This is a genomic window from Streptomyces sp. NPDC058664, assembly GCF_042716635.1.
Lineage (GTDB): Bacteria > Actinomycetota > Actinomycetes > Streptomycetales > Streptomycetaceae > Streptomyces.
In genome coordinates this window covers 362,796-380,074 of sequence record NZ_JBHXRW010000001.1, presented here as the reverse complement: position 1 = coordinate 380,074, position 17,279 = coordinate 362,796, and the positions used below count along the sequence as shown (strand labels likewise).

Here is a 17,279-nt window from a genome sequence, read left to right as displayed (position 1 = left end):
ACACGGATGATGGTACGGGACTCCCGGGGCCGCCCCTTCCCGTCCTCCGGGAACGCCGACGGCCGCCCGCGCACCGCTCGGTCCCTGAGGACCTCGCGGGCGTCGGACGGCCGCAGAAGGGCGAACGGGCGGAGTGCGCCGCCCGGGCCCGGCTAGAACGGGTTGAACTCGTCGAACTCGCGCTGCGGGTCGTCGCGCTCCGCGTCGCGGTCACGGCGGCGCTGCGCCGCCGGACGCGGGGCCTCCAGACGGTGGTCCTCGCCACGACGGCCCAGCATCTCGGCGCCGGCCATCATCGACGGCTCCCAGTCGAAGACGACCGCGTTCTCGATGGAACCGATCGCGACGCCGTCGCCCGCGCGGGCACCGGCCTTCATCAGCTGGTCCTCGACGCCGAGGCGGTTGAGGCGGTCGGCCAGGTAGCCCACGGCCTCGTCGTTGCTGAAGTCGGTCTGGCGGACCCAGCGCTCCGGCTTCTCGCCGCGCACCCGGTACACCTCCTCGGCCTCGTCGTACGTGACCGTGAAGCCCGCGTCGTCGACGGCCTTCGGACGGATGACGATACGGGTCGCCTCCTCCTTCGGCTTGGACGCGCGCGCCTCGGCGACGATGCCGGCGAGGGCGAAGGAGAGCTCCTTGAGGCCGAGACGGGCCACGGCGGAGACCTCGAACACCTGGTAGCCGCGCGCCTCCAGGTCCGGGCGGATCATGTCCGCGAGGTCCTGGCCGTCCGGGATGTCGACCTTGTTGAGCACGACGACGCGGGGCCGGTCCTCCAGGCCGCCGTACTGCCGCAGCTCCTCCTCGATGATGTCGAGGTCGGAGACCGGATCGCGGTCGGACTCCAGCGTCGCCGTGTCCAGGACGTGCACGAGGACCGAGCAGCGCTCGACGTGACGCAGGAACTCCAGGCCCAGACCGCGGCCCTGGCTGGCGCCGGGGATGAGACCGGGCACGTCGGCGATCGTGTAGACGGTCGAGCCGGCCGTGACGACGCCCAGGTTCGGCACCAGGGTGGTGAAGGGGTAGTCCGCGATCTTCGGCTTGGCGGCCGAGAGGACCGAGATGAGCGAGGACTTGCCGGCGCTCGGGTAGCCGACGAGCGCCACGTCGGCGACGGTCTTCAGTTCGAGGACGATGTCCCGCGCCTCCCCGGGCTCGCCGAGGAGCGCGAAGCCGGGGGCCTTGCGGCGCGCGGAGGAGAGCGCGGCGTTGCCGAGGCCGCCGCGGCCGCCCTGGCCCGCGACGAAGGTGGTGCCCTGGCCGACCAGGTCGGCGAGCACGTTGCCCTGCTTGTCGAGGACGACGGTGCCGTCGGGCACGTACAGGACGAGGTCCTGGCCGTCCTTGCCGGAGCGGTTGTCACCGGCGCCGGGCTGGCCGTTGGTCGCCTTGCGGTGGGGCGAGTGGTGGTACTCGAGGAGCGTGGTGACCGCCTGGTCGACGACCAGGGTCACGTCGCCGCCACGGCCGCCGTTGCCGCCGTCGGGTCCGCCGAGGGGCTTGAACTTCTCCCGGTGAACGGAGGCGCAGCCGTGGCCCCCGTTACCCGCGGCGACATGCAGCTCGACGCGGTCCACGAAGGTGGTCATGGTTCTGTGCCTCCAGTTACTTCTGGGTGGAATGTCTATCTAGTAACACGCGAAAGGCGGACCCGCTTCCCGTTACGGGAAGTGAGGTCCGCCTCCGCAAAGATCCGATCAGGCGACCGGAACGATGTTCACGACCTTGCGGCCACGGTGGGTGCCGAACTGCACCGAACCGGCCTGCAGGGCGAACAGCGTGTCGTCGCCGCCACGGCCGACGCCGGAGCCCGGGTGGAAGTGGGTGCCACGCTGGCGGATCAGGATCTCACCCGCGTTGACGACCTGACCGCCGAAGCGCTTCACGCCGAGCCGCTGGGCATTGGAGTCGCGCCCGTTCCGGGTGGACGATGCGCCCTTCTTGTGTGCCATGTCTCAGTCCCTCTTACTTCGCAGCCGCGGGGATACCGGTGACCTTGATCGCCGTGTACTGCTGGCGGTGACCCTGGCGACGGCGGTAGCCGGTCTTGTTCTTGTAGCGCAGGATGTCGATCTTGGCGCCCTTGTGGTGGTCCACGACCTCGGCCGTGACCTTGATGCCGGCCAGGACCCACGGGTCGCTGGTCACGGCGTCGCCGTCGACAACGAGCAGGGTCGAGAGCTCGACCGTGTCGCCAACCTTGGCAGTGGAAATCTTGTCAACCTCAACGATGTCGCCGACAGCAACCTTGTGCTGGCGACCACCGCTGCGCACGATGGCGTACACGCGGATCTCTCTCTCACTCGGGATCGAAACCTCTGAAGCCAGCCACTCACACGGACCCGAGGGCCCGCGGCGTTCCGGAATCGGACGAGCGGCCTCTCCCGACGAGCGGGAGGGAGTTGCTCAGAGGCGCGGCGCGTCGATAGACACGCCGACGGTCTAGGTTACGGGCGGCTGCCTTCGAGGGTCAAATTCGCCCGATCGGCACGGGCCGCCCTCCCCGCGGGGAGGGCGGCCCGTGCCCGCCGGTCAGTCCTGGGAAGGCGCGGCGGTCTTCTCCGCCGCCTTCTTCGCCGGGGCCTTCTTGGCGGTGGTCTTCTTCGTCGCCGCGGTCTTCTTGGTCGCCGCCGTCTTCTTGGCGGCGGCCTTCTTGGCCGTGGTCTTCTTCGCCGCGGTCTTGCGCGCCGCCGTCTTCTTGGCGGGGGCGGGCTCGGCCTCGGCGGGTGCCTCGGCGACCGCCTCGGCCGGCGCTTCGGCGGTCCCGGCCGGAGCCGTGGTCACCACGACGACGGCGGCCTCCTCGGCGCCCGAGGGCGAACCGGCGGGCGCGGTGGCCTTGCGGACCACCCGGCGACGGGCACGCGGCGGGGCGGCCGCGGGGGCCTCCTCGACGACGGGCTCGGCGACCGGCTCCACGACGGGCTCCGGGGCGGCCTCGGCGACCGGCTCGGCGGCGACCGGCTCGGTCACCGCCGGCTCGACGACGACCGGCTCGGCGGCCGGCTCCGTGGTCGAGACGACCGGAGAGGTCGCCCGGCGCGTGGCGCGGCGACGGCCGCGCGGGGCCGGGGCCGCGGTCTCCTCGGCCACCGGCTCGGCGACGGGCTCGGGCGCCACGACGGGCTCCGGCGCGGCGACCGGCTGCTCCACGACCGGCTCCGGCGCGGCGACCGGCTCGGCCTCCGCGACGGGCCGCGGCTTCGCCTCGTACTCGACGGCCTCGGTCTCCACGACCGGCCGCGCGGTGGCCGGCGCCGACACCCTGCGGGTCGCGCGACGGCGGCCCCGGCCGCGGGTGGCGGCGGCCTCGGCCTCGGCGACGGAGCCGTACAGCTCCTCGTCGGGGGCGATCGGCTCGGGCAGGGCCACCGGGGCGGCCAGCTCGGCCGCGACCTCGGCCTCGGTCTCGACCAGGGTCTCGACGTCGGTCTCCGGGGCCTCGGCGTGCTCGTGCTCGTGGACGTGCTCGGCGCCCCCGCGGCCGCGCTTCTTCGCGCGCTTGCCGCCGCCACCGCCACCGGCGGTGGTCGGCTGCTCCATGTGCACGATGACACCGCGGCCGTTGCAGTGGACGCAGGTCTCGGAGAAGGACTCCAGGAGGCCCTGGCCGACCCGCTTGCGGGTCATCTGCACCAGGCCGAGCGAGGTGACCTCGGCCACCTGGTGCTTGGTCCGGTCCCGGCCCAGGCACTCCAGGAGGCGGCGCAGCACCAGGTCGCGGTTGGACTCCAGGACCATGTCGATGAAGTCGATGACGACGATGCCGCCGAGGTCGCGCAGCCGCAGCTGACGCACGATCTCCTCGGCCGCCTCGAGGTTGTTCCTCGTCACGGTCTCTTCGAGGTTGCCGCCCTGGCCGGTGAACTTGCCGGTGTTGACGTCGACGACGATCATCGCCTCGGTCTTGTCGATCACCAGCGAGCCGCCGCTCGGCAGCCAGACCTTGCGGTCGAGCGCCTTCATGAGCTGCTCGTCGATCCGGTACGTCGCGAAGACGTCGACCTCGCTGGTCCACCGGGACAGGCGGTCGGTCAGGTCCGGGGCGACGTGGTGGACGTACCCGTGGATGGTCTCCCACGCGTCGTCACCGCTGACGATGACCTTGGAGAAGTCCTCGTTGAAGATGTCGCGGACGACCCGGACGGTCATGTCCGGCTCGCCGTAGAGCAGCGTCGGGGCGTTGCCGCTCTTCGCCTTCTTCTGGATGTCCTCCCACTGGGCCTGCAGACGCTCGACGTCGCGGCGCAGCTCGTCCTCGCTCGCGCCCTCGGCGGCGGTGCGCACGATGACGCCCGCGTCCTCGGGGACGATCTTCTTGAGGATGGTCTTGAGACGGGCGCGCTCGGTGTCCGGGAGCTTGCGGCTGATGCCGGTCATCGAGCCCTCGGGCACGTACACCAGGTAGCGGCCGGGCAGCGAGACCTGGCTGGTCAGACGGGCGCCCTTGTGGCCGATCGGGTCCTTGGTCACCTGGACGAGGACCGACTGGCCGGACTTGAGGGCGGTCTCGATGCGGCGCGGGCCGTTGCCCATGCCGAGCGCCTCGAAGTTGACCTCACCGGCGTACAGGACGGCGTTGCGGCCCTTGCCGATGTCGACGAACGCGGCCTCCATGGACGGCAGCACGTTCTGGACCTTGCCCAGGTAGACGTTGCCGACGTACGAGGTGGCCTGTTCCTTGTTGACGTAGTGCTCGACGAGCACGTTGTCTTCCAGGACGCCGATCTGGGTGCGCTCGCCGTTCTGGCGGACGACCATGACGCGCTCGACGGCCTCGCGACGGGCCAGGAACTCGGCCTCGGTGATGATCGGGACGCGGCGGCGGCCCTGCTCGCGGCCCTCGCGGCGGCGCTGCTTCTTGGCCTCCAGACGGGTCGAGCCCTTGATGGACTGGACCTCGTCGGCGCCGGTGCCGGGCTCGGCCTTCTCACGGGCCGGGCGGGGCTCGCGGACCTTGACGACCGTACGGACGCCTTCCTCGTCGGCGCCCTCGACGTCGGCGGAGGCGTCCCCGCTGCGACGGCGACGGCGACGGCGACGGCGGGAGCTGCTGGAGCCGCCGGCGTAGGCCTCGGCGTCCTCCGGCTCCTCCTCGCCCTCCTCGGCCTCGTCCTCCGCGTGCGGCTCCTCGCCCTCCTCGGCCTCCTCGGCCTCGGAGAGCTCGCCGCGACGGCGGCGACGGCCACCACGGCGGCGACGGCGGGACGGGCGGTCCTCGTACTCGTCCGCCTCCTCGGACTCCTCGGCCTCGGCGGTCTCCTCGATCTCGTCGGCGACGGCCTCGACCTCGGGCTCGTCGGCGACGGTGGCCGGGACGGGCTCGACGGCGACGGGCTCGCCACGGCGGCGACGGCGACGGCGGGAGCCGGCCTCGGCGGGCTCAGGGGCCGGGGCGGCCTCGGCCTCGACGGTCTCGATCTCCTCGACCGCCTCCTCGTCCTCCGGCTCCACGGCGCCGGCGGCGGCCGCGGCGGCGGCGGTCTCCGGGGTCTGGAACATCGGCTCGGCGAAGACCGGGGCCTGGAAGACGGCGACGGCGGGGCGCGCGGCACGGCGCGTCTCCCGGACCGGGGCCGGCTCGGAGGTGAACTGCGGGGAGGTCGCGCGGCGGCGGCCACGGCCACGGGTGGCGGCGGTCTCGGCGGCGGCGACCTCGGCCTCGTCGGCGGCGATCTGCGCGACGGCGGCCGGGGGCAGCGACTCGCCCGCGGCGGGAGCCTCGGTGGCGACCTCGGCGGCGGGGGCCTCGGGGGCCGCCTCGGGCGAGGTGACCTTGCGGGTGGCGCGGCGGCGGGTGCGCGGCGCGGGTGCGGCCTCGGCCTCGACGGCCTCCGCGACCGGCTGTTCGGCGACCGGCTCGGCGGCGGGGGCGGCGACCACGGTCTCCTCGGCGGCGGCGGGCGCGCCGGCCGGGGCGGTGGCCTTGCGGGTGGCGCGACGGCGGGTGCGCGGCGGAGCGGCCTCGGGGGCCTCCTCCACGGCCTCGGCGGTCGCGGCCGGGGCGGGAAGCGTGGTCTCGGCGGGCTCGTCGGCGACGGCCGTGGGGGTCACCGGCGAGGTGGCCTTGCGGGTGGCGCGACGGCGCGGGCGGGCGGGGGCGGCCTCGGGGGCCTCCTCCGTGACGGCCTCGGCGGTCGCGGTCGCCGCGGCGGCCGGCTCCGGGGCCTCCACGCCGGGCGCGGTGGTCTCCGCGGCCGGGGCGGTGGCCTTGCGGGTGGCGCGGCGGCGGGTGCGCGGCGCGGGTGCGGCCTCGGCCTCGACGGCCGGGGCGGCCTCCGCGGCGGGGGCCGGGGCCTCGGTCGCCGTGGTCTCGGTGGAATCGGCGGCCGTACCCGTCACCGGCGGACCGGCGGGGCGGGAAGCGGCGCGGCGCCTGCGGCGCGGCGGCAGCTTGTCACCGGGCGCGTTGGTGTCTTCGTTGGACTCGAGCATGCGGGGTTCTCCCGTCACGCTCCCGGGCGCCGCGCCTTGTTCCGGTCCGGCGGCACGGTCGCGCCTGTGGCGCGGTGCCGTCGTCCGGGGCGCGGGCGCCGCACGGGAGCTGTATGTCTGGCTCGCCGGTTCCGTACGCCCTGTGCGCACGGCCTGGCGAAAGTCTCCTGGTCAGTGCGGTGCCCGACCCAGGTGGCTCCCGAGTACCAGGGCATCGCTACGACGACCGCTCCTTACGCGATGCCGGCACCCGGCGCCGTCGCAGAGGCGGTCGCGGCGGCCGTGGTAGATGCGGCCGTGACTGCCTCGCGGTCGGGCGCGAGCGGGTCGGTCACCGTGCCGGACTCCTCGTCGAAGAGCCCCTGCGCCAGCCTGGTCACCGCAGCGGGGACCGGCGGCGCCAGGTCGGCCACGGCTCGGAGACCGGACAGGACGTCGTCGGGTCGCACGGCAGGTGTTACGTGCCGAACAACCAGCCGCAGTATCGCACAGGCGCTGTCCAGCGGCCTATCACCCTGGGGATCGCCCTGGGGACGGGTCGCCGTCAGCTCGGTGACCGCGGAACGCGCGTCGAAGGTGCGGACGCCGTTCTTGGTCTTGCGCTGTACTTCCACGGTCTCGGCCGCGAGAAACGCCTCGACGGCCTTCTCGGCGTCCTCGACGCCGACGCCTTCGAGCCGCAGCTCCCACACGGAGGCGGTGAGCCGGTCGGCGAGGCCCGAGGTGCGGGCCTCGACGGCGTCGGTGATGTCGAGGCCGGCCGGGAGGGAGTCGTCGAGCAGGACCCGCAGGGTCTCCGGGTCGCGCGTCTCGGTGAGGGCGATCTCGAGGTATTCGGCCTCGGATCCCGTACCCGTCGGGGCGGCGTTGGCGTACGACACCTTGGGGTGCGGGGTGAAGCCGGCCGAGTACGCCATGGGCACCTCGGCACGGCGCAGTGCACGCTCGAAAGCGCGCTGGAAGTCACGGTGGCTGGTGAACCGGAGGCGGCCGCGCTTGGTGTAGCGCAGTCGGATGCGCTGCACCGCCGGTGCGGGCGGCGGGCCTTCGGGCTGTCGCTTGCCCAGTGGTTCTTCTCCTCGTTGCGGGGCGGGCGCGGGTGTCGCGCCGCCCTCGGACGTCCAGGGGGTTCCCTCGGGGCCGGCCGGCTCACCCTCGCTCGTGCAGGGAGATCTCGGTCTCGGCCGCCATGCCGGGAACGGTCTGTCGTGGTGCAGTACCTCCCAGGTTACGCGCCCGACCCGGTGAGGCGTTCACAGGATCGGGCCGCCGTGCTCCGCCGACCAGCGCGTGCCACGCCTCCCGGCGTGCCCGGCGTACGGTCTCGCGTGCCGAGGCGAGGGCGCCACGGACCGCTCGGCCGGTCTCCACGGCGACCTTTCGCGCGGGGCGCCACAGGGCGTCGCGCACGACGTGTCCGACCGGGGTGCACACGCTCCGGTAGAACCAGCCGACGGGGCGGCCGACCAGGTGCCACGCGAGCCACTTCAGGGCGCGGCCGACCGCGAGGGAGACGTACCCGGCCATGCGCCAGGCGATCGCGAGGGCGTCGGCGATCTCGCGGCCGATCACCGCGAGGGCGCGTCCGAGGGGGGTGAGCACCCGGCGGTACAGGAACACGGCGGGGATGACGACGAGGGTCTTCCCGAGCCACCCCAGGCCGACGGCGAGGCCCTTGACGAGCCGGGCGAGGCCGCGACCGAGGAACACCAGGCCGTGGCCGAGCGGGGTGAGGACGAAGCGGTACGCCGCCGAGGCGAGCGGCACGGCCGCGTACCGCCACAGGGCCGTCCACGGCCACACCAGGACCGCCCACAGCACCCGGCCGGTCCCGCGCCCGAGCGGCGTGAGCAGCCGGGCGTACACCCAGGCCGCCGCACGGCCCAGGCCGTGGCCGAGCGGTGCCAGGACGGCCCGGTACAGCCAGGCCGCCGGAGCGGCGATCAGGTGGACGGCGAGCGGCACGAGGACGTAGCGCCACAAGCCCAGCCAGGGCCAGTAGAGGACCGCTCTGCACAGCCACCACGTCGCCGTGGCGACGGCCTCGGCCGTCCGGGCGACGGCGCGCCCCACGGGGACGAGCACGTGCTCGTGGAGCCGGGCGCCCGCCCGGCCGAGCGGACGCAGCAGCACCCGGCCCAGGAAGGCGCCGCACAGCGCGAGGGCGTCCCACACGAGGCGCACGGGGACGACGACGACCAGCACCACGATCCGCACCGGAATCCTGATGGCCGCCGTCAGACAGCCTTCGGGTTCCGGGCGGGGGGCGGTTTTCTCCAGGTCCATGGGGATGAGGACGCGAAACGTGCCCCCGCGGTTTAGATCGGGCCGGACTGCCGGGCTCCGCCTCGGGGGGCGGGCCCGTAGCCTAGGGTGCCGACGTCCGTGCCGTACGTCCCTCTCGGCTTCCGCTCCTCCTACCCGTACACGTTGAGGCTTGGTATGAAAATATCCTTCCTTCTGGTCGACCGCTGTCACATCGGCGGTGTGGTCAGCGCCATCCACAACCTGGCCAAGGCGCTCGCGGACCACCACGAGGTCGAGCTGGTCGCCCTCCGCCGCAACCGCGACCAGGCGTTCTTCCCTCTCGACCCCCGGGTGAAGACCCTCGCCCTCTCCGACATGCGGAAGCACTCCCACACGTACGACGGCGACGACCCGATGATCGAGGTCTTCCCGCACATCTATCCGAACGAGCCCACGGACAAGAAGCCGTGGATCAGCCGTCTGGCCGAGAGGCGGCTGATGGAGTACCTGGCCACGACCGACGCCGACGTCGTGGTCAGCAACAACCCCAAGATCACCATCATGCTGGCCTACGCGGACCGCGACTTCCTGAAGGTCGCCATGGAGCACTCGCGGCCCGCGCGGTACGGCGCGCACATCCGGGACGCCCTCTTCAGGGACGCGTACCCGAAGATGGACGCGATCACCGCGCCGACGCCGGACGAGTGCCGGACCATCGCCGGGGTCGTCCCCGCCGTGAGCCACCTGCTCTCCCCGATGCCCAACTGCATCCCGGCCCACGAGGGCCAGATGTCCACCGGCGACAACAAGGTCGTCGTCACCGCCGGCCTGCTCAAGACCCACAAGGGCTTCGGCGACCTCATCGAGGCCTTCTCCACCGTGGCGCCGCGCCACCCGGACTGGAGCCTGCGGATCTACGGCTCCGGCCCCGAGCGCGCCAACCTGCGCAAGAAGATCAACGACACGGACAGCAACAACCAGATCTTCCTGATGGGCCCGGCCACCCCGGTCACCCCGGAGTTCGCCAAGGCCTCCGTGTTCGTCCTCCCCTCCCACCTGGAGGCCTTCGGCAACGTCACCGTCGAGGCGATGGCGGCCGGCCTGCCGGCGGTCTGCTACGACGCCCCGCACGGCCCGCGCAACATCATCACGCAGGGCGAGGACGGCTACGTCGTGCCGCTCGGCGACAAGAAGGCGCTCGCCGAGCACATCGAGAAGCTGATCTCCGACGAGGACCTGCGCCGGAAGATGGCGGCCGCCGCGGTGGCCAACGTGGTCCGCTTCCAGGAGGCCGAGACCGTCGCCCGCTTCGAGCAGCTCGTGGAGACCATGCGGGCCCGCCGGGCGATCCCGCGCACGGCCGCCGCCGTGGTCACCCCGCAGGGCGACGTCCGGGTGCGGGTCGAAGGGCTGCCCGCCGACAGCGACGCCGAGCTGGTCTGCAAGGACATCCGCAAGAAGGCCGACGAGGTCGTCCTCCCCTTCGTCGACGGCGAGGCGCTGGTCCCCACGCTCGGCAAGCTCGTCGAGGGCGACTGGGAGCTGGCGATCCGCGCCGCCGGCTTCGACATGCCGCTGCGGTCGGCCGGCTGCGACACCCTCCAGATCCTGTCGCTGAAGATGCCCCGCACCGAGGGTCCCGCCCTGTCCATGCTGCTGCCGCACACCCACACGGACGGCACCCTGCGGGTGCAGAGCCGGGTGCGCGCCCAGCACGTCGAGGTCGCGGCCCTGAAGGCCGGTGCCACCTCGATCGTCATCGACGCCGCGGCCTGGGGCGTCGAGCCCGGCACCGGCAGCGTGATCGAGGCCGTCCACCGCAAGGAGGCCGACCGGAACTTCACCTTCCCGGTGAAGGCCGGCGCCGACGGACGCTTCACGGCCACCCTGGACAACGCCGCCGCGGCCCGCCTCCACCAGACCGGCGCCGAGGACGTCTGGGACCTCTGGCTGCTGCCGGACAAGAACTCCGCCCGGATCCGCGTCTGCAAGCTGGCCACCGACGTGCTCACCCCGATGGACGTCTTCACCTACCCGTACCCGGTGGTGACGCAGTCCGGCACCCCGGTCCCGGCCGCCCCGGCCGCCAAGGCGAAGAGCGGCTGGCGCAGCCGGCTGTCCGCCGTCACCGGCGGCAAGCACGAGCTGCGCCCGTACTTCTCCAGCAACGGCCAGCTCTCGCTGAAGATCATCGACAAGAAGTGACCGGCACGCGGTAGAACGGGTCACGGCCCGCACGACGGAGCCCCGGCCCGCAGGGAGACCTGCGGACCGGGGCTCGGTCGTGTGCCCGCTAGAGCGGCGCGCCGTCCTCGGCCATCTTGAACATCAGGTCGGCCAGCCGCGCCGACGCGTGGCCGTCGTCGAGGTCGCAGAAGAGGTGGTGGAACTTGTCGTACTTCTCCTGGTACTCGCCCGCGACCTCGTCGACCTCGCGGATCGCCTTGATCAGCTCCTCGGAGGTGCTGATGAGCGGCCCGGGGGCGTCGTTCTCGAAGTCGAAGTAGAAGCCGCGCAGCTTGTCGCGGTAGTGCTCCAGGTCGTACGTGAAGAACAGCATCGGACGACGCAGGTGCGCGTAGTCGAACATGACCGAGGAGTAGTCCGTGATCATGATGTCGGCGGCCACGTAGAGGTCCGCGATGTCGGGGTAGTCGGAGGCGTCGAAGACGAAGCCGTTCCCGGCGCCGGGGATGCTGTCCACGATGTTGGAGTGGCGCCGGATGAGGAAGACGTGGTCGTCCCCCAGCTGACGGCGGGCGTCCTCGAGGTCGACGCGGAGGTCGAACTTGAACTGGCCGCGGCTGTGGGACAGGTCGTCCCGCCAGGTCGGCGCGTACAGCACGACCTTCTTGCCCTCGGGCAGCCCGAGCCGCTCCCGCACGGCCTTGGCCCGCTCCTCGCGGTCCTCGGCGTAGAGGTAGTCGTTACGCGGGTAGCCCGTCTCGGCGATCAGCCCGTCGTACCCCATGGCCCGCTTCAGGATCGGGGTGCTGAAACGGTTGGACGAGACGAGGATGTTCCAGTTCGCCGCCTCCTGGACGAGGCGCTCGTGGTAGTTCGGGTCGAACTTGGGCGCGTCGATGTCCAGGCCGATCTTCTTGAGCATCGTGCCGTGCCAGGCCTGCACGATCACCTGCCCCGCCCGGCGCTTGATCCAGTGCGGGAGGTGTCCGTTGGTGACGATGTAGCGCGAGCGCGCCAGCGCCTCGTACCACTCGGTGCCCTGGAACCGGACCGCCTTGACCGTGTCGGGGAGCTCGACCTGACCGTCCCTGACCGCCCACAGGTGCTCCACGTCCGAGCCGCGGCGCAGCAGTTCCTCGTGGACCGCGCGGGGGCTGTCGGAGAACTGCTTGCCGTTGTAGCTGACGTACAGCACCTGGTCGCGCAGCGGCAGCTCGCGGCCGGCCTCGTAGACCTCCTGGCGGAGCTGGTACTGGCGGTTGTCGCCCCGCTCCATCGGCGTGAGGTCGGACAGGCAGTTGAGCTGCGGGTGGTCCTGCCAGTGGACCTCCAGCTGGTACTCGCGGCCGTTGTGCGAGCCCTCCAGCGGGAACTGGGGCACGGCGAGCCGGTCCACGACGAGCGGCATCGAAGGACCGTCGCCCTCGGCCTCCAGGCGGAACACCCAGCGGCCGGCCTTGAGCGGCAGTCGCCCGTTGGTCCCCGACATCGTGGAGGGCCGGAAGGAGGCCTCGAAGCCGCCGTCGGGGCGGACGGTCAGCGGGACCCTCCGCTCGTCGAAGCGGTTCTTGGCGCTGACGACCAGGTGGTGGTCGGTCAGACCGACGGGGGCGGTGCCCCGGATCCGGAAGGTCCCGTCCTCGCAGTCGATCTCGGTGATCTTGGCGCGGAGGGGTCGTCCGGAGAACTTCAGATAGCCGTTGGTGCCGGAGAGGACGGCCACCTCGTTCAGCTCGGCGCCCTCTCCGAAGGAGGCGGGCAGGCCGATCTGGTGGTCGGCCACGCCGTCCTTGACGACGACCCGCACCCGGCGCGGCTGCTCCTTGTCCGGCTCGTCGAGCTGCAGCTGCGTGCTCCAGTTGCGGCGCATCTGCTTCGCGGGGTCGGCGCCGCCGGTCTCGGTGGTGTCCAGGTGCTCCGGCAGCAGGGCTATGTCACGCAGCGGGATCCGGATCCGCAGCGAGGTCCGCGCACCGGCGGACCCGACGGTCTCCGCCGGGTAGAGGAGCACCTCGCCACTGCTCTGGTTGAGGACCCGCAGGGAGAACTCGGTGCCGGCGGGGGCCGTCTCACGGAACACGCCGTCGATGACGATCTCCTCGCCGACCGACTCGAAGCCGGTGACCAGGAACTGCACCTTCTCGACACGCAGCTTGAGCGCCGCGCGCCGGAGCTCCGGGACCATCCGGTAGTCGTCGTCGAGCCACTGGTACGGAGGGTAGGCCAGCCGGTCCGAACCGTAGGAGTGCACGGAACGCGAGCGCACCAGGCCGCTGGACAGGACGCGCATGCCCACGTGCCAGAGGCCCTCCTGCCACTGGCCGCCCTTGCGGAAGCGGGCCGGGTCGATGACCGTCTCCCAGCCTGCCCAGTCGAAGCTGTGGCCGCGCCCCTTGTACCCGGAGGCCGTGGTGGCCTCGGCGGTGAAGATGTTGCTCAGCGGGATCAGCACACGGCGCTGGGTGCCGTCCTTCTTCAGCTGCAGCAGCTTGACGACGCTGCGCTTGCCGCTCTGGTCGACGCGGTCGACCCAGGCGTTGCCCGCCAGCCGCAGCTTGCCGTCCTGCCACGCCAGCTCCGTCAGCGGCGAGCGCAGCTGGAGGTCCTGGTCCATGCGCAGGACCTTCTTGGGCAGCAGGTCCCCGTCCAGCGACGGGAACTTCGCGTACTTGCGGATGGCGCCGTCGAGCTCGACGGGCTCGCCGAGCCGCTCGGCCTCGATGAACTCGAGGAGCTCGTTGAGCGCGTGCTTGCGGACGAGCAGCCACTTGACGCGCAGGGCCGTGGGCAGCAGCTTGACGGTCTTGAGGTCGACCTGGTCGAGGTACTTGTTGGCCACGCGCATGAACTCGGCGCGGTACTCGTCGTCACCGTCGGGCAGCACGTTGAGGAAGATGCGCAGGTCGCCGGTGAGCACGGTCCTGTCGTACTCGCGCTTCAGCTCGTCGGCGAGGGGCTCCTTGCGGGAGGCGAGGAACCTGCTGACGGACTCCACGGCGGACGCGCGGTCGCGGGCGGCCTTGGGCTCGTTCCTGCGCTGCGTGATGGAGGGGCTCGCCTCGCCCTCGCGCAGACGCCAGTAGTACGTGGTCTGGCTGATGATGTCGACGGACTCGGCGAGGTACTGGGCCGGCACGATGACCGGGGTGTCCTCGTACAGCACGCCCTCGGGGAAGCGGAACTCGTTCGCCTCCCAGAAGTCACGGCGGAACACCTTGTTGCAGGCGATCCGGTCCGTCAGGAGCATCCGCTTCTTGCTGACGTGCGTCCGCTTGACCGCGCCCCGGGAGAGGAACCGGTGCATCGGGGACTGCCACACCTTGGTCGAGTTGATGTGCTCCACGTTGCCGGTGGCGAAGGAGGAGCCGGTCTCGTCCAGGGTCTCGATCATCAGCCGGTAGGCGTCCGGCGGGATCATGTCGTCGCTGTCGACGAAGGTCAGGAACTCGCTCCCCGCGGCCAGGCTGTCGAGACCCGTGTTGCGGGCGGCACCCAGGCCGGCGTTCTCCTTGCGGATCAGCCGGAAGCGGGAGTCCTTGGCAGCGAACCCCGCCGCTATCTCGTTGGACTCGTCGGTGGAGCCGTCATCGATCATGAGCACTTCCAGGTCCTGGAAGGTCTGCACGGCCAATGAATTGAGGCAGGCGGGCAGGTACTGCGCCACGTTGTAGATGGGGACGATGACGCTGAGCCGGGGTGCCATGAAGTTCTGCGTTCCTTTCCGTTTCAGACCCGCTCGACAAGCCGAGCGCCTGAGGGGTGACGGGGCGTGCTTTCGGTTTTCCAGCGGACCGACGGTGGGCGTACGACGCCCTCCGAGGAAGACCCGCCTGACGGCCGCACGCCCGCCGTCGAACTGCAGTACTTCTCCCGGTACCCGGTCCGCAGCTTAGCCGCCGACTCATCCGCCCCGGCGTGGGAGCACAGGACCTCGGCCTCCATGACTCTGCGGTGGCCGTCGGCCACCGCAGCTCTCCAGGATAGACGATCCGCCCCCTCGGGCGTTCTGCCGCCGTTTGTGCTCCTGTCATACTGCGTTCGAGCGGTTCGACTGAGGAGACACACGGCATGCCGGCTGCAGCTAACCCCCGATTCAGCGTGATCATCCCTGTCTACGGGGTCGAGGGCTACATCCGCGAGTGCCTCGAGTCGGTGACCTCACAGGGTTACCAGGACTTCGAGGTCATCGCGGTCGACGACTGCTCCGTCGACAGCAGCGGCGCCATCATCGACGAGTTCGCCGCCCGCGACCCCCGGGTCCGCGCCGTCCACCGCGCCGAGAACGGCGGCATCGGAGCCGCCCGCAACACCGGCGTCGAGCACGCCCGCGGCGACTACCTGCTCTTCGTCGACGGCGACGACTCGATCCGCCCCGGCTCCCTGCAGGCCATGGCGGACCGGCTCGCCGAGGCCGAGGACCCCGAGATCCTGCTCTTCGACCACGTCCGCACCCACGTCGACGGCAGCGTCGAGGCCAGCAAGACCGGCCCGTACCTGGCCGGCATCCGCGGCCGGGTGGTCCGCCCCGTCGACCACCTCGAACTCCTGCGGATCTTCGCCGTGGTCTGGAACCGCGTCTACCGCCGCGACTTCTTCACCGGCGAGGGGTACGCCTTCACCGACGGCCTGTACGAGGACGCGCTCATGGTCTACACGTCCATGGCCGACGCCCAGCGCGTCGCGGGCCTGGAGTACGTGGTCGTCGAGTACCGGCAGCGCCGCCAGGGCAGCTCCATGCGCAGCAGCTCCCCGCGCAAGCACTTCGTGATCTTCGACCAGTACCAGCGGGTCTTCGACCACCTCGAAGGCCGCCCCGGCCTCGACGAGTACCGCGAGGTCGTCTTCGAGCGGATGGTCTCCCACTTCCTGTACACCTTCGCCCGGGGCTTCCGAATACCCCGCAGCCACCGGCGCGCCTACCTGAAGCAGGCCGGCAAGGTCTACCGCCGCAACGAGCCCGCGGGCTACACCCCGCCGCCCGGCATGGTCGGCCTGAAGTTCAAGGTGCTGAGGACCGGCTCGTACGCCGCCTTCGAGGCCCTCAAGACGGTCAACGGCACCCGTGAGACGACCGTCCGCACCCTCGGCCGCACCAAGCGCTGGGGCGGCCGCAAGGCCCTGCGCACCTACTACGCCGTGCAGCGCCGGCTCCCGCTCGACGAGAGCCTCGCCGTCTACTCGGCGTACTGGGGCCGCACCCCCGGCTGCAACCCGCTCGCCGTGCACGAGGCCGCCAAGAAGCTCGCGCCCGGCGTCCGCGGGGTGTGGGTGGTGAACCAGGCGTACGCCGGCTCCACCCCGGCCGGCCTGACCCGGATCGCCCCGGCCACCTTCGGCTACTGGAAGGCCATGGCCCGGGCCAAGTACCTGGTCAACAACGTCAACTTCCCGGACGCCGTGGTCAAGCGCCCCGGCCAGGTCCACCTGCAGACCCACCACGGCACCCCGCTCAAGCGGATGGGACTCGACCAGCAGAACTACCCGGCCGTGGCCCGCAGCATGGACTTCGACAAGCTCCTCGAACGCGTCGACCGCTGGGACTACAGCGTCTCGTCGAACCAGCACTCCACCGAGCACTGGGAGCGGGTCTACCCGGCCGCCTTCCGGTCGCTCAACACCGGCTACCCCCGCAACGACGTCTACTACCGCGCCACCGCGGCGGACGTCCGCCGGATCCGCGGCGACCTGGGCATCGGGCACGGCAAGAAGGCGCTCCTGTACGCCCCCACCGTGCGCGACCACCAGAAGGACGCCTTCGTCTCCCGGCTCGACCTCGCCCGCTTCGCCCGCGAACTCGGCCCGGACTTCGTCCTCCTGGTCCGCGCCCACTACTTCTACGGCGGCGACCCGGAGCTGAACGCCCTCGCCGAGCGGGGCGCTCTCGTCGACGTGTCGCGGCACCCGTCGGTGGAGGAGCTCTGCCTGGCGGCGGACGCGCTGATCACCGACTACTCGTCGATCATGTTCGACTACGCCAACCTCGACCGGCCGATCGTGACGTACGCCGACGACTGGGAGGCGTACCGGACCTGCCGCGGTGTGACCTTCGACCTTCTTTCCGGCGAGCCCGGCGAGACCCCCGGTGTGATCACGACCACCGAGGACGAGCTGATCGAGGCGTTCTGCGGCGGCGCCTGGGAGGGCGAGCGGGCCACCGCGCTGCGCCAGGCCTTCCGGGAGCGGTTCTGCGCGTGGGACGACGGCTCCGCGGCCGAGCGGGTCGTCCGCCGCGTCTTCCTCGGCGAGGAGAAGCTCCGCCCGCCGGTGGTCCCCGTGGCCGAACGCACCCCGGCCCCCTCGCCCCGCGTGGCCGAGAGCGTCGCCCCCTTCGCCCCCCGCCTGGCGGACCACGACGAGCTCGCCGAGGCCGACCGCTAGGTTTTGTGAACGAGAAGGCGCCCGGAGGA

The 17,279-nt window shown here is 71.8% G+C and carries 9 protein-coding genes; 2 read left to right on the top strand and 7 right to left on the bottom strand.

Annotated features, from left to right (window positions below):
* Window positions 1–152: 152 nt before the first annotated feature.
* The 6 genes from obgE to ACFWUY_RS01595 form a co-directional block, all read right to left on the bottom strand.
* Window positions 153–1,592: a GTPase ObgE gene (gene obgE, locus ACFWUY_RS01620; protein ID WP_384100769.1), complete on the bottom strand. Its 1,440-nt coding sequence runs from the start codon at window positions 1,590–1,592 to the stop codon at window positions 153–155.
* 108 nt (window positions 1,593–1,700) lie between these two features.
* Window positions 1,701–1,955 (bottom strand): 50S ribosomal protein L27, encoded by a 255-nt coding sequence (rpmA, locus tag ACFWUY_RS01615; RefSeq protein ID WP_030317577.1) that lies wholly within the window; start codon window positions 1,953–1,955, stop codon window positions 1,701–1,703.
* 13 nt (window positions 1,956–1,968) lie between these two features.
* Complete coding sequence (gene rplU, locus ACFWUY_RS01610; RefSeq protein ID WP_015033583.1) at window positions 1,969–2,289, bottom strand: 50S ribosomal protein L21; 321 nt, start codon at window positions 2,287–2,289, stop codon at window positions 1,969–1,971.
* A gap of 246 nt (window positions 2,290–2,535) precedes the next feature.
* The gene (locus ACFWUY_RS01605) at window positions 2,536–6,438 is read right to left on the bottom strand and encodes an Rne/Rng family ribonuclease (protein WP_384100766.1); all 3,903 of its coding nucleotides are present in this window, start codon (window positions 6,436–6,438) and stop codon (window positions 2,536–2,538) included.
* A gap of 233 nt (window positions 6,439–6,671) precedes the next feature.
* Entirely contained in the window at window positions 6,672–7,463 is a 792-nt protein-coding gene (locus ACFWUY_RS01600) for a TIGR03936 family radical SAM-associated protein (protein WP_384100764.1), read from the bottom strand.
* A 124-nt stretch (window positions 7,464–7,587) separates the two neighbouring features.
* Window positions 7,588–8,724, bottom strand: coding sequence for a hypothetical protein (locus tag ACFWUY_RS01595; protein ID WP_384100762.1), 1,137 nt, complete (start codon window positions 8,722–8,724; stop codon window positions 7,588–7,590).
* A gap of 156 nt (window positions 8,725–8,880) precedes the next feature.
* On the opposite strand from ACFWUY_RS01595, the gene ACFWUY_RS01590 reads away from it, so the two are divergent.
* Entirely contained in the window at window positions 8,881–10,890 is a 2,010-nt protein-coding gene (locus ACFWUY_RS01590; protein ID WP_384100760.1) for a glycosyltransferase, read from the top strand.
* Window positions 10,891–10,978: 88 nt separating this feature from the next.
* Here the strand turns inward: ACFWUY_RS01590 and ACFWUY_RS01585 are convergent, their stop codons facing one another.
* Window positions 10,979–14,575, bottom strand: a complete 3,597-nt coding sequence (locus ACFWUY_RS01585) for a CDP-glycerol glycerophosphotransferase family protein (protein ID WP_384100758.1) — start codon at window positions 14,573–14,575, stop codon at window positions 10,979–10,981.
* Between the two features lie 365 nt (window positions 14,576–14,940).
* Here ACFWUY_RS01585 and ACFWUY_RS01580 point away from each other — a divergent pair, with 365 nt between their 5' ends.
* Window positions 14,941–17,250, top strand: a complete 2,310-nt coding sequence (locus ACFWUY_RS01580; protein ID WP_384100756.1) for a CDP-glycerol glycerophosphotransferase family protein — start codon at window positions 14,941–14,943, stop codon at window positions 17,248–17,250.
* Window positions 17,251–17,279: the final 29 nt, after the last annotated feature.

Coding starts and splice junctions, on each gene's coding strand:
- obgE (WP_384100769.1), bottom strand. CDS start 1,592: ATGACCACCTTCGTGGACCGCGTCGAGCTGCATGTCGCCGCGGGTAAC.
- ACFWUY_RS01595 (WP_384100762.1), bottom strand. CDS start 8,724: ATGGACCTGGAGAAAACCGCCCCCCGCCCGGAACCCGAAGGCTGTCTG.
- ACFWUY_RS01590 (WP_384100760.1), top strand. CDS start 8,881: ATGAAAATATCCTTCCTTCTGGTCGACCGCTGTCACATCGGCGGTGTG.
- ACFWUY_RS01585 (WP_384100758.1), bottom strand. CDS start 14,575: ATGGCACCCCGGCTCAGCGTCATCGTCCCCATCTACAACGTGGCGCAG.
- rpmA (WP_030317577.1), bottom strand. CDS start 1,955: ATGGCACACAAGAAGGGCGCATCGTCCACCCGGAACGGGCGCGACTCC.
- ACFWUY_RS01605 (WP_384100766.1), bottom strand. CDS start 6,438: ATGCTCGAGTCCAACGAAGACACCAACGCGCCCGGTGACAAGCTGCCG.
- ACFWUY_RS01580 (WP_384100756.1), top strand. CDS start 14,941: ATGCCGGCTGCAGCTAACCCCCGATTCAGCGTGATCATCCCTGTCTAC.